The organism is Pseudomonas sp. FSL L8-0168 (assembly GCF_037976155.1).
Classification (GTDB): domain Bacteria; phylum Pseudomonadota; class Gammaproteobacteria; order Pseudomonadales; family Pseudomonadaceae; genus Aquipseudomonas; species Aquipseudomonas paracarnis.
This window is the reverse complement of sequence record NZ_CP150262.1, coordinates 5,858,540-5,883,148: the sequence shown is the minus strand read 5'-3', so window position 1 is coordinate 5,883,148 and position 24,609 is coordinate 5,858,540. Positions and strand designations below refer to the sequence as shown.

General features: G+C 61.8%; 16 protein-coding genes. 4 read left to right on the top strand and 12 right to left on the bottom strand.

Annotated features, from left to right (window positions below):
- Positions 1-32: 32 nt before the first annotated feature.
- From MHH62_RS26920 to glnE, 8 genes are all read right to left on the bottom strand, one after another.
- Positions 33-1,484 (bottom strand): lipopolysaccharide kinase InaA family protein, encoded by a 1,452-nt coding sequence (locus MHH62_RS26920; protein ID WP_275967985.1) that lies wholly within the window; start codon positions 1,482-1,484, stop codon positions 33-35.
- Positions 1,484-2,236, bottom strand: coding sequence for a lipopolysaccharide kinase InaA family protein (locus MHH62_RS26915; RefSeq protein WP_339232161.1), 753 nt, complete (start codon positions 2,234-2,236; stop codon positions 1,484-1,486). Before MHH62_RS26915 ends, MHH62_RS26920 begins: the two co-directional genes overlap by 1 nt.
- A complete protein-coding gene (locus MHH62_RS26910; RefSeq protein WP_003187993.1) occupies positions 2,233-2,967 on the bottom strand; it encodes a lipopolysaccharide kinase InaA family protein in 735 nt (244 codons plus the stop codon). Before MHH62_RS26910 ends, MHH62_RS26915 begins: the two co-directional genes overlap by 4 nt.
- On the bottom strand, positions 2,967-3,773 hold the full coding sequence (gene rfaP, locus MHH62_RS26905) for a lipopolysaccharide core heptose(I) kinase RfaP (protein WP_014716628.1): 807 nt from the start codon (positions 3,771-3,773) through the stop codon (positions 2,967-2,969). The genes MHH62_RS26910 and rfaP overlap by 1 nt, the downstream gene beginning before the upstream one ends.
- The gene (locus MHH62_RS26900) at positions 3,770-4,894 is read right to left on the bottom strand and encodes a glycosyltransferase family 4 protein (RefSeq protein WP_014716627.1); all 1,125 of its coding nucleotides are present in this window, start codon (positions 4,892-4,894) and stop codon (positions 3,770-3,772) included. Before MHH62_RS26900 ends, rfaP begins: the two co-directional genes overlap by 4 nt.
- Positions 4,894-5,955 carry a lipopolysaccharide heptosyltransferase I gene (waaC, locus tag MHH62_RS26895; RefSeq protein ID WP_014716626.1) on the bottom strand — a complete coding sequence of 354 codons (1,062 nt, stop codon included), beginning with the start codon at positions 5,953-5,955 and terminating at the stop codon, positions 4,894-4,896. The genes MHH62_RS26900 and waaC overlap by 1 nt, the downstream gene beginning before the upstream one ends.
- Before the next feature lies 1 nt (position 5,956).
- Positions 5,957-6,991 (bottom strand): lipopolysaccharide heptosyltransferase II, encoded by a 1,035-nt coding sequence (gene waaF / locus MHH62_RS26890; protein ID WP_339232160.1) that lies wholly within the window; start codon positions 6,989-6,991, stop codon positions 5,957-5,959.
- Positions 6,992-7,212: 221 nt separating this feature from the next.
- Positions 7,213-10,152 (bottom strand): bifunctional [glutamate--ammonia ligase]-adenylyl-L-tyrosine phosphorylase/[glutamate--ammonia-ligase] adenylyltransferase, encoded by a 2,940-nt coding sequence (gene glnE / locus MHH62_RS26885; protein WP_103452303.1) that lies wholly within the window; start codon positions 10,150-10,152, stop codon positions 7,213-7,215.
- A gap of 383 nt (positions 10,153-10,535) precedes the next feature.
- On the opposite strand from glnE, the gene aceE reads away from it, so the two are divergent.
- The 4 genes from aceE (at position 10,536) to msrA (ending at position 18,669) form a co-directional block, all read left to right on the top strand.
- Positions 10,536-13,181 carry a pyruvate dehydrogenase (acetyl-transferring), homodimeric type gene (gene aceE, locus MHH62_RS26880; RefSeq protein ID WP_014716623.1) on the top strand — a complete coding sequence of 882 codons (2,646 nt, stop codon included), beginning with the start codon at positions 10,536-10,538 and terminating at the stop codon, positions 13,179-13,181.
- Between the two features lie 11 nt (positions 13,182-13,192).
- The gene (aceF, locus tag MHH62_RS26875; protein WP_014716622.1) at positions 13,193-14,839 is read left to right on the top strand and encodes a dihydrolipoyllysine-residue acetyltransferase; all 1,647 of its coding nucleotides are present in this window, start codon (positions 13,193-13,195) and stop codon (positions 14,837-14,839) included.
- A 416-nt stretch (positions 14,840-15,255) separates the two neighbouring features.
- Positions 15,256-17,949 (top strand): EAL domain-containing protein, encoded by a 2,694-nt coding sequence (locus MHH62_RS26870; RefSeq protein WP_020301653.1) that lies wholly within the window; start codon positions 15,256-15,258, stop codon positions 17,947-17,949.
- Positions 17,950-18,021: 72 nt separating this feature from the next.
- Positions 18,022-18,669 (top strand): peptide-methionine (S)-S-oxide reductase MsrA, encoded by a 648-nt coding sequence (gene msrA, locus MHH62_RS26865; protein WP_014716620.1) that lies wholly within the window; start codon positions 18,022-18,024, stop codon positions 18,667-18,669.
- Between the two features lie 137 nt (positions 18,670-18,806).
- Here the strand turns inward: msrA and rlmJ are convergent, their stop codons facing one another.
- The 4 genes from rlmJ to putP form a co-directional block, all read right to left on the bottom strand.
- The gene (gene rlmJ, locus MHH62_RS26860) at positions 18,807-19,643 is read right to left on the bottom strand and encodes a 23S rRNA (adenine(2030)-N(6))-methyltransferase RlmJ (RefSeq protein WP_014716619.1); all 837 of its coding nucleotides are present in this window, start codon (positions 19,641-19,643) and stop codon (positions 18,807-18,809) included.
- A gap of 97 nt (positions 19,644-19,740) precedes the next feature.
- Entirely contained in the window at positions 19,741-20,466 is a 726-nt protein-coding gene (locus tag MHH62_RS26855) for a DUF4123 domain-containing protein (RefSeq protein WP_130175239.1), read from the bottom strand.
- Complete coding sequence (gene tssI / locus MHH62_RS26850) at positions 20,466-22,487, bottom strand: type VI secretion system tip protein TssI/VgrG (RefSeq protein WP_198833508.1); 2,022 nt, start codon at positions 22,485-22,487, stop codon at positions 20,466-20,468. Before tssI ends, MHH62_RS26855 begins: the two co-directional genes overlap by 1 nt.
- A gap of 216 nt (positions 22,488-22,703) precedes the next feature.
- Complete coding sequence (gene putP, locus MHH62_RS26845) at positions 22,704-24,188, bottom strand: sodium/proline symporter PutP (RefSeq protein ID WP_014716616.1); 1,485 nt, start codon at positions 24,186-24,188, stop codon at positions 22,704-22,706.
- Positions 24,189-24,609 lie beyond the last annotated feature (421 nt).

The window sequence follows — 24,609 nt, the reverse complement described above, 5'->3', positions numbered from 1 at the left end:
CAAGTGTGGGAGCGGGCTTGCCCGCGATAGATTTAACTGCCGACACCCGCCTCTTTGGGCAAGCGCTGGTCAATCACCTGGTACAGCGCACTGCCCTGCGGCCAGTTACGCATAAATCGCGCACGGTCTTTGGCATACGCAGGGGCGAAGCTGGACAGCGAACCGTGCTGGCACATCGCATCCAGGTCAATCATCGCCCAGCGCCCGTCGCTCCAGAACAGGTTATGGCCCTTGAAATCCCCATGGCTGATACGCTCGCGGATCAGCTCGGCAAACAACTGGTCCAGCGCCTGCAATTCGCTCTCGGGCGCATCGCCGCTTTCAACATACGGCGCAAAGCGCTCGATGATGTCTGGCCCAGGCAGGTATTCGGTGACCAGGTAGGCACGGCTGCGCAACCACAGGAACCGTTTCTCCAGCACCGCCAGCGGCTTGGGCGTGGCGAAGCCCAGGAAGGCCAGGCGGTTGCCTTCGCGCCAGGAGTGCCAGGCGCGGCTCGGGCGCCAGAAGCGCTTGAGCCAATGGGCAAAGCCCTTGATGTTGTAGCGTTTGATAACCAGCGGCCGGCCAGCCACGTCGACCTTGGCCACGCTCGCCGCGCCACCGGTCTTGTACAGGTGACCCTGGTCGAGCAACGCATCGGCCTGCTCCAGCACCGGCACCATGGCGGCTTCTTCTTCGCGGCGGATCGCACGCAAGCCAAAAGCGCCGCGCACCACGCTGAACAGCGTGCATTCGCGGCCGGTCTTGTCCAGGTAGTCTCTCAAACGCCAGGCGCTGACTTTACGCACCTGCTTTTCCAAGGCTTGCATTGGCAAGGCGTGTTCGCCGTTGGCCAGCAAGTAATACACCAGCAACTCTTCGGTAAAGGGCTCGAGGTTCTTGGGCAGTTGGGCGAAGAACACACCGAGGTTCTCCAGCACTCGATTGCGCGACAACGGCTTGCCCGCCTCTTCGACACGAATACCGGCGCCATCGATCAAATACAGCTTGCCATCCTTGCGCAGCAGGTTGTCCAGGTGCAGGTCTTCTTGCCACAGGCCCTTGGCATGCATCTGGGCAATCGCGCCCAGCGCTTCGGCGAGCACAGCGGTTTGTTCGTCCGCCAACGGCGGCAGGTTTTCGACGGCGAGCCAAGCGTCGGACAGGCTTTGGGCCCCCTCGATAAATTCAAACAGCAGCCAACCGCCCTCGCCGTCCTGCAAGCCATCGGCCAGCAGCAACGGCGTGGTCAGGCCCTGCTCAGCCAACAGGCGCACCCCCGTAAGCTCACGCTGAAAATGCCGCGCCGCCTTGTTGCCCACCAACAACTTGGCCAACACCGGGCGACCCCGCCACACGGCGGCGCCCACATAGCGCTGCCCCGGCAACACCCGCAAAAGGCTCAGCAATTGCAATTGCCCAGGGCCGGCGGCATCCGCCAGGTCGAGGGTCAGTGGCAGGCCGGGGGTACGCCCAGCCGATTTCAGCTCGGATAAACGCATCAGCGGTTCTCCTTGTGGCTGCGGCGCGCGGTCAGGCGCTGGTGCCAAGTGGACACCAGGGCACCGTCCTCGGGCTGCTCAAGGTACGCCGCCAGCAATTGGCGCACCTGCGCGTCCGACCATTGCGGCGCGCGGCGCAGCAGCGGTTCCAGGTCCTTGACCCGGTCACGCCAGCCAAACAGCAGCGGGCGGGTTTTCTCCAGGTCGATCAACTGCGCGGCATAACCCTCACCGGCAGGCTGCAGGAAAATATGCTTGGGGTAAAAACAGCCATGCACTTGCCCGACGCTGTGCAGATGACGCGCCAGCTTGCCGCACGCCAACAGGATCGCACTGTGCTGGGCTGCGCTCAATTGCGACCACTGCTCCAGCAACGAGTCCAGGTCATTCCAGCCATCCAGCGCACGGGTGAGCAGCATCGCCAGGCGCTCGCCCTTGACCTTGCGTTCACCGAAGAACGCCGCTTGCAGGGCCGGTATACCGAGCTTTCGATACAGGCTGATGTTGCGAAACTCGCGGGCAAAACTCGGCTCGCCGAACGGGCGGTGCAAGGTGCGCGTGAGGTAGTTGCTCTGGCGCTTGAGGTAGTAACCCTGCCCCTCAAGCTCCAGGCGATACACACTGCTCCAACCGTCGCCGCTGGTGTTCGGCTCGTCCACTGCATCCAGTTGCTTGGCCCACAGCGCGTCGAAGGTCGCCAGGCCGTTGCGCTCAAGCAGAGCGCGGTCTTCGGCCGCCAGGAAGTCACTCATTCGCGTCCCTCGAAAAACTTCACCACATGGCGAATTCGCTGTTTGTCCGACGCGGTCAGGTGCGCGCGCTGACGATATTGCAGGTAGAAGCGCAGGCGCTGGGTGGCCGACAAGTGATACTTGGCGACTTTGTCCAGGCAGGCCAGGTCTTTGGTGATGCGGTACTTGAGCCAGAAACCGCGCCAGAAATCACCGTTGGGGCAGTCGATCAGGTACAGGGTGCGTTGGTCGTCCACCAGCAGATTGCGCCACTTCAAGTCGTTATGGGTGAAGCGGTGATCGTGCATGGTGCGCGTGTATTCGGCGAGCTGGCGGCTGATGCCATCGACCCACCTGGGGTCTTTGAGGCGCTCATCGTGACGCTCGGCCAGCACCGACAGATCTTCGGTCTTGGGCAGTTCGCGGGTGATCATGGCGCCACGGTTATAGGCCAGGCCCTTACGGTCCAGGCCCCAGGCCACCACGTCGGCGGTAGGGATGCCCCACTTGGCGAAGCGCTTGAGGTTCTGCCATTCGGACTTCACCCGCGGCCTGCCCAGGTAACGACGCAGGCCCTTGCCGGCACCTACGTAGCGCTTGACGTAATAATTGACCCCGCCACGCTCCACCCGGATCACTTCCGACAACGGGTCGCGGGTCAGCCGCTCGCCTTGCAGGGCGAACACCGCGTCCAGGCTTCCAAAGTCATCCGCCAGGGCGGCGTAGGCAGGTTCCAGATTCCAACCCGCCATCAGATCGCATCCCCATATCGCTGTTTACGCGCATACAGCTTTGCTGCCATGCGTTCCAGCGCAGACAACAGCGCGGTTTGCTCTGCCAGGATCTGGCGCAGCGGCTGCTGGAAGTAGGCCTTGAGAAAACGCAGCTTGTCGCGCTGGGTCAAGCCGATCTCCAACGCGGAGTAATACAGGCCGGCCAGGTCTTTGTTGCGCCAACGCACGGGGATCGTCGCACGTACCTGGGCACGGTGCAGGTCGATCACCGACAGCTTGAGGTTGTCGACGCTGATAGGCCGGTCGGTGTGCAGCAGGAAATGGCACAGGTAGCAGTCACGGTGGTTGACGCCGCCGCGGTGCATCGCGCCCACGGTACGCGCCAGCTCAAGGGTCAAGGCATGCTTGATGGCCGGCACGGGCGGTTGCTTGACCCAGTCCAGGGTCAGGTCTTCCAGGCTGATGATGGGGGTCAGTTCCTGGGTGATGATGAACGAATGCTGGTCGGCCGGGTTGCTGCCTTTTTCACCGAACGCCACGGCGGTCATGGTCGGTACGCCAAGCGCCTGCAAGCGCTGGATCGCCACCCACTCCTGGCCCGCGCCCAACACCGGTAATTTGGCGGTGACCAGGTTCTTGAGGATTTCGCCCCAGCCGATCCCACGGTGGATCTTCACAAAATAAGGCTGGCCCTCGACCACCGTACGCAACGTACGGCGAGCGGCCAGCTCGCGGAACACCTGGCCTTCCAGCTTCTCGACCTCGGCGAACGCATCGCGTCCGGCCCAGAGGGTCTTGAAGGGTTCGGCTAGAATCAACTTCATCGGTTTGGCTCCGCCAGAATCAGGTCCGCAGCGTACTGCGGCATGCTAAAGAGGTCGGCCGTCTCGGCGAAGGCCAGACCATTGCGACTCCAGGTCGCACGCGCTTGTGGGTCGTCGAGCATATCGACCAGATACTGGTTGAGCTGGGTTTGCTCGAACGGCTCGTCCAACACCCGGCCGCTCTGGGCCTTGTCGATGTAGAACGCATAGCCGCACACCTGGCTCACCAGTACAGGGAGGCCGGCGACCACCGCTTCGACCAGCACCATGCCGGCCGCCTCGTTGTACGCAGGGTGAATCAACAGGTCCGCCCCCAGCAGGAAACGCGGAATATCATTGCGGCCCTTGAAGAACTGCACCTGGTCGCCCAGGCCCAGCGCCGCGCTCTGCAATTGGAATACTTTGGGGTCGTCCTGGCCGATTACAAATAGCCGGGTGCGTTTCTTCAGCCGCGAAGGCAGAGCGGCCAGCGCCTTGAGGCTGCGGTCGACGCCCTTGGTCTTGAACCCCGAACCGATCTGCACCAACAGCAGATCATCCTCGGCCAAGCCAAATTCAGCGCGGAACTCGGCGCGGATTTCGGCGGCGTTCGGCGGGGCGCGGCGGTCGCGGGCAATACCCGGTGGCAACAGGTGAAAACGCTCGGCCTGGGTGCCGTAATACTGGGTAAACAGCTGCTGCTGATGCTCAGACAACACCATGATCTGCGTCTTGGCGTTTTTATCGAACACGGCGCGCTCGTATTCGGCAAAGTGCTTGTAGCGCCCGAACCAGCGATACATCGGGTTGCGCAGGGTCTGGGCCTTGTCCTCGAACACACCGTCGGCGGCAAAGTACAGGTCCAGCCCCGGCATTTTGTTGAAGCCCACCACGCGGTCCACTGGGCGCTTGGCCAGGTCGGCCTGGATCCAGGCGTAGAGCTTTTCGTTGCGACGGTGGTTGACCAAGGCCTTGACCGGCGCCACCAGCACCTCAAAGCCTGGCGGGATATCACCTTCCCAGATCAGGGTGTACACCCGAATGCTGTGGCCGCGCTGCTGGCATTCCAGGGCGATGCGCATGAAGTCGCGCTGCAGGCCACCGAAAGGGAAGTACTTGTACAGAACAAAAGCCAGTTGCATCAGTGCTGCTCCTCGGCCAGTAACAACGTGCTCAGCCGGCTTGCAACACGCTCAGGGTTCAAGCGCGTGAAGCACAGGGGCGACTCGCGGGCGATGTCGAACCGCCGCAGGTCGTCGGCAGTGGGTTGATAAGTGCACTGTTTTTGCAGGCAAGGCGCGCACGGCCAGTCGCTGGCCAAGTGAATCTGGCCTTTGCCGTAGGCACCGGTAAGGCCTGGGTTGGTGGGGCCAAACAGGGAAATGGTCGGCACGTCCAATGCCGCCGCCAAGTGGCCAAGGCCGGTGTCGACGGCCACGCAGGCACGGGCGCTCGCCAAGACACGGGCAACGCCCGCCAGGTTGAGCTTGGGCAACACTTCGGTGTTGGGCAGGCCGAGGGCCAGGCGTTCGGCCCGCGCCTTTTCGGCGGCGTTGCCCCACGGCAGCTTTACGTCCACGCCCAGGCGGCCCATGCGTTCGGCCAGCTCGCGCCAATAGGCTTCGGGCCAGTGCTTGGTGTCCCAAGTGGTGCCATGCAACAGCAATACGAACGGTTTTTTCGGCGGCAGGCCGAGCAGCTTTTCAACGCTCAGGCCGTAGTCGCCCAGGCGTTGGGGCAGGTCGTAGCCCAGGGCCACGGCGAACAGCTGGCGCAAGCGCTCCACCGCATGCTGCCCACGGGCCACGGCCAGGCGCCGGGAATAAAAGCGCGCAGCCAGGGGTTCACGCGCAGAGTCTTTGTCGAAGCCAGCGATGGGCGCCCGCACATAGCGCGTCAGCCAGGCGCTTTTGAGCAAGCCCTGGGCGTCGATCACCAGGTCATATTTGGTCGACTGCACCGCCTGCTTGAAGCGCCGCCATTCACCGCTCTTGACGGTTTGCCAGAGGTTCTTGCGCCAGCGGCGAATCGCCACCGGAATCACCTTGTCGACCGCCGGGTGCCAGGTGGGGATTTCGGCAAAGCCTTCTTCCACCACCCAGTCGAACCGAATGCCGGGAATCGCCCGCGCTGCGTCGGTGAGGGCCGGCAAGGCATGGATCACGTCGCCCAGGGATGAGGTCTTGATTACCAGAACCCGCAACTCAATGAACCTCGACCACGTCGCCCTGCAAACGCTGCAGGGCATCGGTTACCGGCTGGGGCAGCAACTGGCGCAGGCAGTTGTAGTGGCCGAAGCGGCAAGTACGGTCAAAGCACGGGCTGCAATCCAGGCCCAGGCGCACCACTTCGACCTTGTCGGCTAACGGCGGAGTGAAGCCTGGGGATGTGGAGCCGTACACGGCCACCAGCGGACGGTTCAGCGCCGCCGCCACATGCATCAGGCCGGAGTCGTTGGACACCACCGAATCGGCGCACGACAACAGGTCGATGGCCTCGGCCAGGGACGTGTCGCCACTGAGGTTCACCGCCTCTTCACGCAGACCGGGAATCAGGCGCTGACGAATGTCTTCACCCACCGAATGATCGTTCTTGGAGCCGAACAACCACACCTGCCAGCCTTCGCGGATCTTGGTTTCGGCGACTTTGGCGTAATGCTCCGACGGCCAGCGCTTGGACTCGCCAAATTCGGCGCCCGGGCACAAGGCCAATACGGGCCGATCCAGGGTCAGGCCGAACTTGGCCAGCGCCGCGTCGCGGGTCACCGGGTCGATCTGCAAGCTGGGGCGCGGGTACGGCTTGGGCAGTTCAGTGCCCGGCTCGTAGGCCAAAGCCATAAAGCGTTCGATCATCAACGGGTAACGGGCTTTATCCAGGGTGCGCACGTCGTTGAGCAGCACATAGCGAAACTCGCCGCGCCAGCCGGTGCGCTTGGGGATACCGGCAAAGTACGGCACCAGCGCCGACTTCAGCGAGTTAGGCAGCAGGATCGCCTGGTCGTACTGGCCCGCCATGGACTTGCCGATACGTCGGCGGGTCGCCAACTCAAGGGCGCCGTGGCCGAGCGGGAAGCTCAAGGCCTTACGCACCTCTGGCATGCGCTCGAGGAGCGGCCGGCTCCACTCAGGGGCGAGCACGTCGATCTGGCAGTCTGGATAGCGCAGGCGCAGGCACTGAAACAGTGTCTGTGCCATCACCATGTCACCGACCCAACTGGGCCCAACGATCAGAATATTCATGTAGTTTCCACAAACGATGCGGGGAGGCCTATGCCTCCCCGCCTCGATAATAACTGTAGATCGCGGTGCGCCAGGGAGCATCTTTATGTGGGAGCTGGCTTGCCTGCGATCGCATCACCTCGGCATCACTGATAAACCGAGGCGCCTGCATCGCGGGCAAGCCCGGCTCCCACCTTAATCCGCATCCCATATGAAAATTGGCGTCGCCAATCAGTCGAGTTTCAATTTAAGCCCAGCGCCTGCCAGATTCGCATCACCTGTCGCCGCTCGTCGGCGAACTGGTCCCCGGCTACCGTACCGGCCTCGTTCTGCAAAGCCTGGCGGTGCGCGGCTGAGCGATAAGCCTTGTACACTTCACGCAGCAAATGGGCATCGGCGGCGGGCATCAGCCCGACCTGCTCCAGGCCCTCCAAAATGCGGATATTGTCGGTGTAGCGCAGCAACGATGGATGTTGCGCAGACCACGCCAAAGCCGCGTATTGCACCATAAATTCAATATCGACGATACCTCCGGCGTCCTGCTTGAGGTCGAACAGCGCCGTGGCCTCGAAGGCATTGGCGCCCCTGCCGGCAGTCGTGGCCTTGGTGCCCAGGTTGTCACGCATCTTGGCACGCATCTCGCTGACCTCCTGGCGCAGCTTCTCCAAGTCCCGCTCACGCCCCAACACGTTAGCCCGTACCTGCTCGAACGCCTGGCCCACATCCTGGCTGCCCACCAGTACCCGCGCACGGATCAGGGCCTGATGTTCCCAGGTCCAGGCTTCATTTTGTTGATAGCGATCAAACGCCCCCAGGGAACTCACCAACAAGCCCGATGCGCCGGAAGGTCGCAGGCGCATGTCCACTTCATACAGCTGGCCGGAGTTGGTCTGGGTGGTCAGCAGGTGAATGATGCGCTGGCCCAGGCGTGTAAAGAATTGCGCGCCATCGATCGGCTTGGCACCGTCCGTCTCGGCCTGGGGGTCGCCGTCATGGATAAACACCAGGTCCAGGTCCGAACCATGCCCCAGTTCGATGCCGCCGACTTTCCCATAACCGACAATGATGAACCCAGGATCGCACAGGGTGCCGTCCAGGCGCTGCGGCGAACCGTGGCGGGCGACCGTCTGGCGCCAGGCCAGGGCCAGCACTTGTTCAAGAATGGCTTCGGCCAGCCAGGTGAGGTAGTCGCTGACTTTCATCAACGGCAGGCTGCCGGCGATTTCGGAAGCGGCCACCCGCAGGCGGTGCGCCAGTTTGAAATGGCGCAAGGCCTCCATCTGCTGCTCAAGGTCATCTTCGGGAATGCGCGTGAGGCGCTCGCGCAACTCAGCGGCCAGTTCCGGCGCCAGCGGCGGCTTGAACAAGCGGCCTTCGTTGAGCAATTCATCCAGCAACAGCGGGAAACGGGTGATCTGTTCGGCGATCCACGGGCTGGCTGCGCACAATGTCAGCAGGCGACGCAGGGCGTCGGGGTTCTCGGTCAGCAACACCAGGTAGGCCGAACGCCGGGCCACGGCTTCCACCAGCGGCAACACGCGCTCCAGCACCAGGTCTGGGTTGGCATGTTCAACGGCCTGGGCCAGCAGGCGTGGGATGAACGCATCCAGGCGCTCACGCCCCAGGCGCTGCATGGCGCGCAACTGCGGGCTGGCGCGCAGGTTGGCCAAGGCCTTGAGGGCCTTGGGGGCATCGGCGAAACCGCCTTCACTCAGTTGGCGGCACGCGGCATCGTCATCCTGGGATTCCTCCCACAGTGGCAACCATTCACCGCCGACCACCAATTCGCTTTCTTCGCCCTCTTCTTCATCAGGGTCGGCAATCACTTGGCGAAAGTGCCAGTCCACACGGCCACGCCAGTACATCAGGCGCTCATGGAACGCGGCCCAGTCACTAAAGCCCAGCATAAAGGCAATGCGTGCCTGGTCTTCGGGGCTGTCCGGCAGCATTTGCGTCTGGCGGTCGGCAATCGCCTGGATCGCATGTTCGGTGTAGCGCAGGAACTCGTAACCGCTGCGCAGCTCGCTGATCACCGCTGCGGGCAAATAACCCTGGCCTTCCAGCGTGCCCAGCACGTTCAACAGCGGGCGTTGCTGCAGGCTGAGGTCGCGGCCGCCATGGATCAGCTGGAATGCCTGGGCGATAAATTCCACCTCACGAATGCCGCCCGCGCCCAGCTTGATATTGTCGGCCATGCCCTTGCGCCGCACTTCCTGCTGGATCAGTTGCTTCATGGTGCGCAGCGCTTCGATGGCCGAGAAGTCCAGATAACGGCGATAGACAAACGGGCGCAGCATGTCGAGCAGTTGCGCGCCAGCCGCCTGGTCCCCGGCCACCACCCGCGCCTTGATCATGGCGTAGCGCTCCCAGTCCCGGCCCTGGTCCTGGTAGTACTGCTCCAGCGCGTTGAAGCTGAGCACCAGGGCGCCGGCCGAACCGTAGGGACGCAGGCGCATGTCGACGCGGAAGACAAAACCGTCGACGGTCATCGGGTCCAGGGCCTTGATCAGTTTTTGACCCAGGCGAATAAAGAACTCCTGATTATCCAGGGCGCGCTTCACGCCCACCGTTTCACCACCTTCGGGATAAGCGAAGATCAAGTCGATATCCGACGACAGGTTCAGCTCCACTGCACCGAGCTTGCCCATGCCGAGGATGACCATGTGCTGTGCCTCGCCGCTGCGTGCGCCGGTCGGCGTGCCGAACTGGGCGCAGTGGCGCTGGTACAGCCATTGATAGGCCTGGTCGATGCAGGCGTCGGCCATGTCGGACAGATCGCGACAGGTTTGCACCAGATCAGCCTGCCGTGTGAGGTCGCGCCAGATGATGCGCACCTGCTGGCGCGTGCGTTGGCGGCGTAGCGCACGGCCCAGTTCATCTTCTGTTTCGGCCTGTTGCACGGCACCGGCTATCTGGCTGCACAGCTCGCCGGGCGCAAAGCCGCGGTCCAGCTCGCCCCAGGCCGCCAGTTCAAGCAACATCAAAGGGTCACGAACACTCTGTTCAATGACGAAATCACTGGCGGCGCACACGCGAGCGAAGTCGGCCCACCGTTGCGGCGTCCACGCAGAAAGGCCATGATCGTCGTCCAGCGCGGCCACCGCGTCACGAAATGACTGTTCGGCCCGGCTGGCGTAAGGCAACAGAATGGCCGGCAGTTCGGCCAGCGTTGGAAGGCTCATGGTCTATCCTTGATCGGCGTGTAAATGGCGTGTAGTTGTGAAGGCAAGAGCCATGCTCGGTGAAGGACTGTCGAACAAAGGTTAGAAATAGCTGAAATTAAATTAATCTTGGCAGGCAACATCAAAGTTTCACCTTTTCTTGTTCGCAATAGACCAACAATAACGATTATGCTCACCAGCAAGACCGAGCCATACGCTCAGTCTTGTGTAGTTTTACTACTCGTATATACATTCGAAAGGCTGAAATGGCCGACGATTTGTAGTAAAACTACAGGACGCCGAAGCAACCTTCGGCCATCCAAGAATTTATGTCGTCTGCCCACAAGGCCAGTCGCAAACTTCAGGCAACCGATTCTGGTAGCCTTTCCGCCCTGGAGCAAGCCATGCAAGACCTCGATCCCGTCGAAACCCAGGAATGGCTGGACGCCCTGGAATCGGTTCTCGACAAAGAAGGCGAAGACCGTGCTCACTACCTGATGACCCGTATGGGCGAACTCGCGACCCGCAGCGGCTCGCAACTGCCTTACGCCATCACTACGCCATACCGCAACACCATCCCCGTTACCCACGAAGCACGCATGCCTGGCGACCTGTTCATGGAACGCCGCATTCGCTCGCTGGTACGTTGGAACGCCATGGCGATGGTAATGCGCACGAACTTGAAAGATTCGGACCTGGGCGGTCACATCTCCAGCTTCGCTTCCAGCGCAACCCTGTATGACATCGGCTTCAACTACTTCTTCCAGGCCCCGACCGACGAACACGGCGGCGACCTGATCTACTTCCAGGGCCACACCTCGCCAGGCGTCTACGCCCGTGCGTTCATGGAAGGTCGCATCAGCGAAGAACAAATGAACAACTTCCGCCAGGAAGTCGACGGTCAGGGCCTGTCGTCCTACCCGCACCCTTGGCTGATGCCTGATTTCTGGCAATTCCCGACCGTTTCCATGGGTCTGGGCCCAATCCAGGCGATCTACCAGGCACGCTTCATGAAGTACCTGGAAGCCCGTGGCTTCATCCCTGAAGGCAAGCAGAAAGTCTGGTGCTTCCTCGGCGATGGCGAGTGCGACGAGCCGGAATCCCTGGGTGCCATTTCCCTGGCCGGCCGCGAGAAGCTCGACAACCTGATCTTCGTCATCAACTGCAACCTGCAGCGCCTCGACGGCCCGGTTCGCGGCAATGGCAAGATCATCCAGGAACTCGAAGGCGTGTTCCGCGGTGCTCAGTGGAACGTGACCAAAGTCATCTGGGGCCGCTTCTGGGACCCACTGCTGGCCAAGGACGTCGACGGTATCCTGCAGCGTCGCATGGACGAAGTCATCGACGGCGAGTACCAGAACTACAAAGCCAAAGACGGCGCGTTCGTTCGCGAGCATTTCTTCAACACGCCTGAACTCAAGGCGATGGTTGCCGACCTGTCCGACGACGAGATCTGGAAGCTCAACCGTGGCGGCCACGACCCGTACAAGGTCTACGCGGCGTACCACGAAGCGGTCAACCACAAAGAACAACCGACCGTCATCCTGGCCAAGACCATCAAGGGTTATGGCACCGGTGCCGGCGAAGCGAAGAACACCGCGCACAACACCAAGAAAGTCGATGTCGACAGCCTGAAGTTGTTCCGCGACCGCTTCGACATCCCGGTCAAGGACGAAGAGCTGGAGAACCTGCCGTTCTTCAAGCCAGAGCCAAACAGCGCCGAAGCCCGCTACCTGAGCGAGCGCCGCACTGCACTGGGCGGTTTCGTGCCACAGCGCCGCGCCAACAGCTTCAGCGTGCCGACGCCAGACCTGAGCACCCTCAAGGCTATCCTTGACGGCTCGGGCGACCGTGAAATCTCCACCACCATGGCCTTCGTGCGTATCCTCGCGCAATTGGTCAAGGACAAGGACATCGGCCCGCGCATCGTCCCGATCATCCCGGACGAAGCCCGTACCTTCGGTATGGAAGGCATGTTCCGTCAGTTGGGCATCTACTCCTCCGTCGGCCAGCTCTACGAGCCAGTCGATAAAGACCAGGTGATGTTCTACAAGGAAGACAAGAAGGGCCAGATCCTCGAAGAAGGCATCAACGAAGCGGGCGCCATGAGCTCCTTCATCGCTGCCGGTACTTCGTACTCCAGCCACAACCAGCCAATGCTGCCGTTCTACATCTTCTACTCGATGTTCGGCTTCCAGCGTATCGGCGACCTGGCCTGGGCAGCAGGCGACAGCCGTACCCGTGGCTTCCTGATCGGCGGTACCGCCGGCCGCACCACGCTGAACGGCGAAGGCCTGCAACACGAAGACGGTCACAGCCACATCCTGGCTGCCACCATCCCGAACTGCCGCACCTTTGATCCAACTTACGGCTATGAGCTGGCGGTGATCATCCAGGACGGCATGAAGAAGATGACCGAAGAGCAGCAGGACGTTTTCTACTACATCACCGTGATGAACGAGTCCTACCAGCAGCCAGCCATGCCGGCCGGTGTGGAAGAAGGCATCATCAAGGGCATGTACCTGCTCGAAGAAGACACCAAGGAAGCGGCGCACCACGTACAGCTGATGGGCTCCGGCACCATCCTGCGTGAAGTGCGTGAAGCGGCGAAGATCCTGCGCGACGAGTTCAACGTCGGTGCCGACGTATGGAGCGTCACCAGCTTCAACGAACTGCGCCGCGACGGCCTGGCCGTGGAGCGCAGCAACCGTCTGCACCCTGGCCAGAAGCCAGCCAAGAGCTACGTCGAAGAGTGCCTGGCCGGCCGTAAGGGTCCAGTCATTGCCTCTACCGACTACATGAAACTGTTTGCTGAACAAATTCGCCAGTGGGTCCCGTCCAAGGAATTCAAAGTCCTGGGCACCGATGGTTTCGGCCGCAGTGACAGCCGCAAGAAGCTGCGTCACTTCTTCGAAGTCGACCGTCACTTCGTGGTGTTGGCAGCCCTGGAAGCCTTGGCTGACCGTGGTGAGATCGAACCTAAGGTGGTGGCTGACGCTATCGTCAAGTTCGGGATCAACCCGGAAAAACGCAACCCACTGGACTGCTGAGGAGATTTTTTGTGAGCGAACTCATTCGCGTACCTGACATCGGCAGCGGTGAAGGTGAAGTAATCGAGCTGTTTGTGAAGGTCGGCGACACCGTCGAAGCCGACCAGAGCATCCTGACCCTGGAGTCGGACAAAGCGAGCATGGAAATCCCTGCTCCCAAGGCCGGCGTGGTCAAGAGCCTGAAAGTGAAGCTGGGCGACCGCCTGAAAGAAGGCGACGAACTGCTGGAACTGGAAATCGAAGGCGCTGCTGATGCAGCCCCTGCGGCCGCGGCTCCGGCCGCCGCTGCACCTGCACCTGCTGCTGAAAAGCCTGCCGCTGCCGAGGCTGCTCCAGCCCCGGCCGCCGCACCTGCCGCCGCGACCGTCCAGGACATTCACGTCCCGGACATCGGCTCGTCGGGCAAGGCCAAGATCATCGAGCTGCTGGTCAAGGTCGGCGACACCGTCGAAGCCGACCAGTCGCTGATCACCCTGGAGTCCGACAAGGCCTCCATGGAGATCCCGTCGCCGGCTGCCGGCGTAGTGGAAAGCATCGCGGTCAAGCTGGAAGACGAAGTCGGCACCGGTGACTTCATCCTCAAGCTCAAAGTACAAGGTGCTGCGCCAGCCGCCGCACCAGCACCGGCTGCTGCTCCGGCGGCCAAGGCTGAAGCGGCACCTGCCGCTGCTGCCCCTGCGCCGGCCGCAAAAGCCGAAGCTGCGCCAGCCCCTGCGGCGGCTGCACCTGCGCCAAGCGGTGCCAAGGTTCACGCCGGCCCAGCCGTGCGTCAGTTGGCCCGTGAATTCGGCGTCGAGCTGAGCGCTGTTGCAGCCAGCGGCCCGCACGGCCGTGTGCTGAAGGAAGACGTGCAGGTTTACGTCAAAACCATGATGCAAAAAGCCAAGGAAGCTCCGGCTGCCGGCGGCGCTACCGGTGGTTCGGGCATTCCGCCGATCCGTACCGTGGACTTCAGCCGCTTCGGCGAAACCGAAGAAGTGCCGATGACCCGCCTGATGCAAATCGGCGCGGCAGGCCTGCATGCCAGCTGGTTGAACATCCCGCACGTGACCCAATTCGACCAGGCCGATATCACCGACCTGGAAGCGTTCCGCGTTGCGCAGAAAGCCGTGGCCGAGAAGGCCGGCGTGAAGCTGACCGTACTGCCACTGCTGCTCAAGGCCTGTGCACACCTGCTCAAGGAACTGCCGGACTTCAACAGCTCGCTGGCGCCAAGCGGCAAGGCGATCATTCGCAAGAAGTACGTGCACATCGGCTTTGCGGTCGACACCCCGGATGGCCTGCTGGTACCGGTCATCAAGAACGTCGACCAGAAGAGCCTGCTGCAGCTCGCTGGCGAAGCGGCTGCGCTGGCTGCCAAGGCCCGCGACAAGAAGCTCACCCCGGACGACATGCAGGGCGCCTGCTTCACCATCTCCAGCCTCGGCCACATTGGCGGTACTGGCTTCACGCCAATCGTCAACGCGCCGGAAGTGGCGATCCTGGGTGTGTCCAAGGCCACCATCCAGCCTGTGTGGGACGGTAAAGCGTTCCAACCCAAGCTGATGCTGCCACTGTCGCTGTCCTACGATCACCGCGTGATCAACGGCGCCGCGGCTGCGCGCTTCACCCAGCGCCTGAGCCAGTTGCTGAACGACATCCGCACCATCCTGCTGTAAGTCGCAGGGCCTTCCTGTTACCGGGAAGGCCCCTGCCACACCGATTTCCGAGCGCCACGCTCGTACCTCAACCCCGCCACTTGGCGGGGCTTTTTTTGCCTGTATTTTGTAGGAGCGAGCTTGCTGTGGCGAGGGAGCTTGCTCCCGCTGGAGTGCGAAGCGCTCCCAAGATTTTGGGGCCGCTGCGCAGCCCAGCGCAAGCAAGCTTGCTCGCCACACGCAAGCACCCTACCTGCGTCAACGCACCACCGATCACCCCAATTACAGAAATCCCTCGCGCGGCCGATAACAGGCTTATAGCACTTAGCCTTCATCCTCTCTTGTCACTGCGTCCTGCATGATGCAACCTTGCCGCAGTCGACAGTCAAGAGGGCGTGAGCCCAGCGCAGTGCGCATTTTCCCAAGCGAGTTTCCCCATGAAAAGCCAACCCGATGTCGCCCGTATGGCGGCCGAGGTAGTGACGCAATTACCGGTGCCTTCGCGCCTCGGTATGCTGCGTTTCGAGCGGCTTAATGAGGCAAGCTGGGCCCTGCTCTACCTCGATCCCAATTGCGAACGCCAGTTCGGCCTGCCGGCGGTTGAACTCTGCGCCTTGATCGGCACGCCCTACGCCAGCCTGATGGAACCCCAGGCGCGCTACCAGTTGCACGATGCGATCCAGCAACAACTGGCCCACAGCCCCCATTATCTGGTGCGCTATACCCTGCACACCCATGACGGCCCGCTGAGCGTGCTGGAAATGGGCGAGGCCTACAAACAACACAACCGCCACCTGGTGCGCGGCTACCTGATGGTGGTCGAGGGGCTGTTCAGCGAGAACAGCGCACCCGCCCCGACGGTCGACCTGGAAAACCAGAACAGCCGCCTGCAAATTGCCCTGGAGCTCAATCAGCGAGCACAGCAGGAACAGTTGCAGCATCTGGAGCGAGTGCGCGCCCAGCAAGAACTGATCCTGCTGCTGGCGCGCCAACGCTACACCACGCCAAACTCCCTGCAAGAAGCCGCTGAACTGATCACGCGCAGCGCCTGCGACATTTACCAGATCGACTGCGCCAGCATCTGGAACCTCGAAGGCCATCACTTGGTACCGATCTCCGCCTATCACCGCGCCGATCAACAACACCACCTGCCTGAAGCCATCGATGCCAGCGGCTTCCCGGATTACCTGGAAGCCCTGCACTCCAGCCGCGCCATCGACGCCACCCACGCCATGCGCGACCCACGCACCCGGGAAATGGCTGAAAGCCTGCGCGCCAAGGACATCCACGCGATGCTCGACGCCAGCATCCGTGTCGACGGCCAGGTGGTCGGCGTGCTGTGCCTGGAACAAGGTGGCAGCCCGCGCGCCTGGCAGTCCGATGAAATCGCGTTCGCCGGCGAGTTGGCAGACCAGTTCGCCCAGGTCATCAACAACCACAACCGCCGCACTGCCACCAGCGCCTTGCACCTGTTCCAGCGCGCGGTAGAGCAAAGCGCCAACGCGTTCTTGCTGGTCAATTGCGACGGCGTGGTGGAGTACGTCAACCCCAGCTTCACCGCGATCACCCAGTACAGCGCCGAAGAAGTCCACGGCCATCGCCTGGCCCAACTGCCAGCCCTGGAGAACCTCAGCGAATTGCTGTTCGACGCGCCCTCGGCCCTGGCCAAAAGCAACAGCTGGCAAGGCGAGTTCAAGAGCCGCCGCAAGAACCTGGAACCCTACTGGGGCCAGCTGTCGATTTCCAAAGTGTATGGCGACAACCGCGAGTTGACCCACTACATCGGCATCTACGAAGACATCACCCAGACCAAGCTGGCGCAGCAGCGCATCGAACGCCTGGCCTACACCGACAACCTGACCAACCTGGGCAATCGCCCCGCGTTCATTCGCAACCTCGACGAGCGCTTTGCCCGCGACAGCGACAGCCCGATCAGCCTGCTGTTGGTGGACATCGACAACTTCAAGCGCATCAACGACAGCCTCGGCCACCAGACCGGCGACAAGTTGCTGATCAGCCTGGCGCGCCGCCTGCGCAACAGCTTGAGCAGCGGCGGCAGCCTGGCGCGTTTTGCCAGCAACGAATTCGCGGTGCTGTTGGACGACGCCGACCTTGAGACCGGCCAGCAGGTGGCCAGCCAGTTGCTGACCACCCTCGACAAGCCGATGTTCGTCGACAACCAATTGATCAGCGTCACCGGCTCCGTGGGCCTGGCCTGTGCGCCGCTGCATGGTCGCGACCCACAGACCTTGATGCGCAACGCCGGCCTGGCCCTGCACAAGGCCAAGGCCAACGGTAAACACCAGGTGCAGGTGTTCACCGAAGCCCTGAATGCCGAGGCCAGCTACAAGCTGTTCGTGGAAAACAATCTGCGCCGTGCCCTGACCCAGAACGAGCTGGACGTGTTCTACCAGCCCAAGCTATGCCTGCGCAGCGGTCGCCTGCTGGGCATGGAAGCACTGTTGCGCTGGAACCACCCGGAAAAAGGCATGATCCGCCCCGACCAGTTCATCAGCGTGGCTGAAGAAACCGGGCTGATCATCCCCATCGGTAAATGGATCGCGCGCCAGGCCTGCCGCATGAGCCGCCAATTGACGGCCGCAGGCCTGGGCAACTTGCAGGTGGCCATCAACCTGTCGCCCAAGCAATTCTCCGACCCGGACCTGGTGGCCTCGATTGCCACCATCCTCAAGGAGGAACAGCTGCCGGCCAACCTGCTGGAGCTGGAGCTGACCGAAGGCTTGCTGCTGGAAGCCACCGAAGATACGCGCCTGCAACTGGACCAGCTCAAGAGCTTTGGCCTGACCCTGGCGATGGACGACTTCGGTACCGGTTACTCGTCGCTGAGCTACTTGAAAAAATTCCCCATCGACATCATTAAGATTGATCGCAGCTTTATCCATGAAATCCCGGACAACCAGGACGACATGGAAATCACCTCGGCGGTGATCGCCATGGCCCACAACCTCAAACTCAAGGTCGTGGCCGAAGGCATCGAAACCGCTGAGCAGTTGGCGTTCCTGCGCCGGCACCGTTGCGACGTGGGCCAGGGCTACCTGTTCGACCGCCCGATCCCGGGTGCCGAGCTGATGCAGAGGCTTAAACGCTACCCGCGCGGGCCAATCGCCTGACAGCGCTGTAACACTCGGGCACACTGGCTGTCTGACAATTTACTGTTACTCAACCTGACGAGAGGACTGATCATGGTCTTGCGCTCGGAAATTCTGGTGAACAAAAACGTGCTGCCTACTCAAGAACAAGCGTTGCCTGGTCGTGAAACCCCGATGAAGTTGCCCGAGACGCACTTCGTCAACGGCAACCCACTGCTGGGCCCGTTCCTGGATGACGTCGGCTTTGCGATCTTCGGCCTGGGCTGCTTCTGGGGCGCGGAACGCAAGTTCTGGCAACGCGACGGCGTGGTCAGCACCGTGGTCGGCTACGCCGGCGGCTTCACGCCTAACCCGACTTACGAAGAAGTCTGCTCGGGCCTGACCGGCCATAGCGAAGTGGTGCTGGTGGTGTATGACCAGGCCAAGGTGAAATACGAAGACCTGTTGAAGATGTTCTGGGAACTGCACAACCCGACCCAGGGCATGCGCCAGGGCAACGACATCGGCAGCCAGTACCGCTCGGTGATCTACGCCACCACGCCGGAGCAATTGGCGGCGGCCAAAGCCAGTGCCGAGGCTTATCAGCAAGAGCTGAGCAAGGCCGGCCTGGGTGAGATCACCACGGAAATCGAAGAGGCCCCGACGGTGTACTTCGCCGAGGCGTATCACCAGCAGTACCTGGCGAAGAATCCCCAGGGTTACTGTGGGATCGGCGGCACTGGCGTGACCTGCCCGATCTAGGAAGCTACACAAACCAAAATGTGGGAGCGGGCTTGCTCGCGAAAGCGGTATATCAGTCAGCAAATTCAGTGACTGACACTCCGCTTTCGCGAGCAAGCCCGCTCCCACATTGGGTCCTGCGTTTGGATTGAGATCGGTTATTCGGCGATCAGCCAATCCATCTGCCAGCCACCCTGGGTCTGGCCCAGTTGCTTGGACAACCATGGCAGCAACTCACGCAATTCCTCTTCCAGGCCCCACGGCGGGTTGGCAATCGCCAGGCCCGAGCCGGTGAGGGTGTTGGGCGTGTCCAGCGGATGCACCAGCAACTCCACACGCAGCAGCTTCGGCGCACCGGTACCGGCCAGGTCCTGGTAGAAACGGCGCAACATGCGCTGGTCTTTCACCGGGTACCAGATCGCCGCGACCGTCTGGCGCATACGGCTGACGGCTTCCTTGAGGGACGCCGCGCAACGCTGCATTTCGTCGAGTTTTTCAAACGGCGGGTCGATCAGCATCAGCCCGCGCTTTTCCGGCACCGGCAGCAAGGCCCGTGGCACATGCCAGCCCTCGCCCAGATGCACTTTGACGCGGCGATCACCCTTCATGTTGTCCTTGAGCAGCACGCCATCTTCCGGGTGCTTCTCATTGAGCAGCACACGGTCCTGGGGCCGTGTGAGGCGGCGCGCCAGTTCCGGCGAGCCCGGGTAGTAGCGCAACTGGCCATCCGGGTTCATCTCGTGCAGCACGCGCATGTAGTCGGCGGTGAGCGGAGGCAGGTCGCTTGCGCCCCACAGGCGGGCTATGCCTTCCAGGTACTCACCGGTGCGGTTGGCCTGGTCGCCCTGCAAGTCGTACAAGCCAATGCCTGCGTGAGTGTCGAGGTAGGCGAACGGCTGTTCCTTGCGCGACATCAGGGCGATGAGGCGGGTCAAGGTCAGGTGTTTGAAGACATCGGCGTGGTTGCCGGCGTGAAAGGCGTGACGATAATTCATGGTTGCTCCTGCGCAGGGGGCGAAGTTTACCTCCTACCGACGCAAAGGTGCAGGGCCGCACGGCAGGCGGCACGGATGTCACGCTATTGCCAGGGGCTCAACTGAGTTGCGAGGCAAGGTAATCAGCCAATGCGCCATGGCTGACTTGCGGCCTGCGTACGAAGTAGGCGACCTTGTGCTGCAAGGTCGCTGGCGTAAACGCGGTGTAGAGGTCAGGGCGCTGTTCCTGGAGCCATTGCAACAGGTTGTCGACCAGCACCTGCGGTGACTGCTGGGCCATATGCATCAGCAACGATGCCGGTACCTGCCACCACGGACTGGTTGGGGCCGCAGTGACTGATTTGGGCGCCACCGACAGCGGTTGGCCGTTGACCAGGTAGCGCTGGAACACCGGCAACACGCGCGCCGCCTCGTCGCCTAATGACTGCAACATCGGCAAAAGGTGCGCGCCGTCCCAGAAGCGCAAAAACACCGGCTGGCTTTCCGGCAGGTACACCTGGGTCAACCCCTTCAAATGCGCGATCACCACCTCCAGCGGGCTGGATGAGACCGCCAGCCAGCCCCAGTCCGACGCTTGGGTGGTGGCTATCCAATCGAGAAAAGCACTGCTCGGCTCAACGACGCCAACGTAGGGCATGACCTCCTCCCAGTCAGCGTAGGCCGTGCCCACCCAGATCGGTCGCGGCATCTTCCCCGCAGCCGTGCCTTGCCAGGTGGCGAGCGGCTTGGCGTCGCTGGCATTGCCCAGCACGGCGTACAGCTGTTCATCTGGCTGCAACGGGTAGTGCGCCAGCCAGGCATTGGGCGTCAAGGGCGCGGGCATCAGGACGCACTCCGTGCATGGGCGCCGATGTCACACTGGCCGTTCTTGCAGCGCTCGCATTCTTCGCAGAACGGCGCGCTGCGTTTCAGGCTGACCACTTGTGCGCGGCTTAACGGCGCGGGAACCACGGTCAATAAAGTCTCGTTCAATCCAGGCATCAACGGTGCAGGTGTCGGAGCAGGCGCGCTGCCGAGCTGGATCGGCACACTGCTGAATATCCCGCCCGCTGACAACGTGATCGACTGCCCACCCGCCTGGATCGTCACGCTGGCACCCGCATCAATAATGATGTTTTGTCCGGCCCCCAACGCAATGGTCTGCCCGGCACGCATGTGCTGCGAACCGCCAACCACCAGATGGTCATCCTGCTTGAGCTGCGTCAAACGGTTGCCGTGGGTGATGCGCTGCTCTTCGCCCCGCAGCTCATGGCGCGACTCGCCGCCCACCTGCACGCGACGCTGGTTATCGACCTGTACCTGCTGGTCGTGCAACACATGCTGGGTCCAGTCCCGCTGGGCGCGCAGGTAGATTTCCTCAGCGCCCTTGCGGTCCTCGATACGCAGTTCGTTGTAGCCACCACCGCCAGGGCTGCTCTGGCTACGCCAGAGACTGCGGGTCTTGTCTGCGGGCAGGTCGAGGGGCACTGGCGTGGCGGCGTTGGGCAGGCACCCCACCACCAGCGGCATGTCCATGTCGCCATTGACGAACCCCACCAGCACCTCCATACCGACCCGGGGGATCAGCACCACGCCATAACGGTCATGGGCCCAGCCGCTGGCTACCCGCAGCCAGCAACTGGAATGGTCGTTGTGCTCACCGACACGATCCCAGGCCAGTTGCACCTTGACCCGGCCGTACTCGTCACAGTGGACCTCACTGTCAACCGGGCCGGTAACCACCGCGCTTTGATACCCCGACACCGTCGGGCGCGGCTGCTCTGGCAAGGGCGGACGAAACACCGCCTCCCATGGCGCGGCCACAAATGCGTTGCGATACCCCTGGTGCAGCTCCCCACCTTCTTCCTCGGTAACCGCCTCCTCCAGCACCTGAGGCTGTTTGCCTTCATGGCGCACCTGCGTCACCAGCCACAAATCATTCCAGTCCTCGCGGGGGTGCTCGCGCAACTGCAAAAACCGGCCACTGGCCAATGTCGGCTCATCGCCCTGGCCATGGGCACTGCGGTAGTCGCTGCGGTGCCGCTCCAAGCCACGCTGGGCAAGGTATCGGCCATGGGCTCGGTCGGAAAAATTGCCGGGGTAGTGCTGCGCTTCAAGCTTGGGCAAAGACTCATCGACGGCTGCGCTTTCCAGCTCGACATGGGGTTTGCGAAAGTCGTAATCGCGCAGGTTCAACGCCGTGGTCCGGGTCGCCAATTGCAAGGTGAAGCGCTTGATCCCAGGGGTATCGGCCACCATTCCCGAACCTGGCCGGTAAGGCGTAGGCTGATCCATCTGGGCAAACACCGTCTGGTCATCGCCAAACACCAGCAGATGCCCTTCGGGGGAATGCTGGAAGTGATAGTGAATCCCCAGTTCGGCACACAGGCGCTGAATGAACGCCAGGTCGCTCTCGCCGAACTGCACGCAATATTCACGCTCCGGGTAATCACCGCTCAACCGGAACTCAAAGCGATCACTGTGAATCCCCTGCCCGGCCAGCACCTGAGCAACAATCTGCGGCACCGTCTTATGCTGAAAAATACGCTGATGGCTGCTGTGCGCCAGGTACGCCAGATGCGGCGCAAGACTGAGTTGGTAACGCGTCAAGCGCCGGCCCGAGTCGCCCTGGGCTACCCGATACACCAGGCCATGAACGCCATGCCCCTGATCATCGAAGCCCAAGTACACCTGGCGATGCAGCAAGCCCTCCAGATCGATATCCGGTTGCTCGCAGACCAGCTCAAGTTCAAACCGGTAAGGCTGGCTGATGGCCTCGGTGCCGTTGAACGCGAACACCTTGAAGTCACTGGGCGACCCATCCAGGGCCAGGGTAAATGCGGGTTGGTTGGCAGGAGCGAACATCCGGTGTTTCTCTGCGAAGGGTGGGCGGCCGATTCTGCACCAGCCGTTCGCCTGGCCGAGCGCTGCCTCGGCAAATAAGTAAGGTCCTACGTGAGCACCGCTGGAATCCACGGGCATCGGCGGCTATTGCACCAATCAGCCCAGCAAAAAAAGGCCCAGCGTCCTTCGGACGTGGGCCTTTCTTGTTCGCTCAGCAGGCGTTAAACGCCCAGCGAATTACTTGTTCAAGTTGTAATCTTTTTCCGCCGCGTCAAAACGCTCGACCATACCCACCGTCGGTGCGCCCATCTTGCTCACGAAGTAGATCGCCAGGCTGGCGAAGATGAAGCCTGGGATGATTTCGTACAGGCCCAGCAATTCGAAGTGCTTCCACACGATCACGGTGATTGCGCCGACCAGGATGCCGGCCAGCGCGCCGTTGCGGGTCATGTGTTTCCAGATTACCGAGATCAGTACCACAGGGCCGAAGGCTGCACCGAAACCGGCCCAGGCGTAGCTGACCAGGCCCAGTACGCGGTTTTCCGGGTTGGCTGCCATGGCGATGGCGATCAAGGCCACGACCAGCACCATCAGGCGACCGACCCATACCAGTTCACGCTGGGACGCGCCCTTGCGCAGGAACGCCTTGTAGAAGTCTTCGGTCAGGGCGCTGGAGCACACCAGCAATTGGCAGCTCAGGGTGCTCATCACAGCCGCCAGAATGGCCGACAGCAACACACCGGCAACCCATGGGTTGAACAGGATTTTGGCCAGTTCGATAAACACACGCTCTGGGTTTTCAGTCACCGGGCCTGCTACTTCCGGGTGTGCCGAGAAGTAAGCGATACCGAAGAAGCCCACTGCCACGGTGCCGCCCAGGCACAGGATCATCCAGGTCATGGAAATACGACGCGCCTTGGCGATCGATTTCACCGAGTCCGCCGCCATGAAACGCGCAAGGATGTGCGGTTGGCCGAAGTAGCCCAGGCCCCAGCCCATCAGCGAAATAACGCCGATGAAGGTGGTGTTTTTCAGCATGTCGAAGCTGGTCGGGTCCTTGGCTTCAATGGCCAGGAAGGTGGTGTCTACGCCGCCGGTGGCCAGCAGCACGATGATCGGCGTAAGGATCAGCGCGAAGATCATCAGCGTGGCTTGTACGGTGTCGGTCCAACTGACTGCCAGGAAACCACCGATGAAGGTGTAGGCAATGGTCGCTGCAGCACCGGCCCACAGCGCGGTCTCGTAGGACATGCCGAAGGTGCTTTCGAACAGGCGGGCGCCGGCGACGATGCCGGAGGCGCAGTAGATGGTGAAGAACACCAGGATCACCACGGCGGAGATGATCCGCAGCAGGCCGCTCTTATCTTCGAAGCGGCTGGAGAAGTAATCCGGCAGGGTCAGGGCGTCGCCGTTGTGTTCGGTCTGCACCCGCAGGCGGCCGGCCACGAACAACCAGTTGAGGTAGGCACCGACGATCAGGCCGATGGCAATCCAGCTTTCCGACAGACCGGACATGTAGATCGCGCCCGGCAAGCCCATCAACAGCCAGCCACTCATGTCGGAAGCACCGGCGGACAAGGCTGTCACCACGCTACCGAGGCTGCGACCGCCCAGGATGTAATCGGAAAGGTTGTTGGTGGAGCGATAGGCCATCAGGCCGATCAGCACCATTGCTGCGATGTAGATCACGAACGTGATCAGGGTTGGATTGCTAACGCTCATAGGAGTGACGCCCTGGCTTTGTTTTTATGTAGCGACGGTCATGGGGACGGCCACCCGTGGATAACCGGATAGACGAACCTGCATGCCGCGCATTTATGACTGGCGTTTCCCCAGGAAAGCCGCCAGCCGATGAACCCACCCTGAGGGTTGGTTGCACCTTGGTGCGCGAATGCTATTCAACAAAGCAAATAAGGTGCAACCAGTTTCTGCCGATTAAGTTGCACCCAAGTATGTTTTAGGACAAACGCGCTTTTTTTGCTCCTTTTCGGAGCAAGAACAGCCGATCTCAGAAGCAAATGCACCAGCGCGGAGCGGATTCGGTCGCCTGTTTATTTTTTTCCGATCAAGCGTCGAACATTTAACCAACAAAAGGGTTGCACCCGGTTGCACCTCGGGATGGGCAAAGCTAATCTTGCCGCCA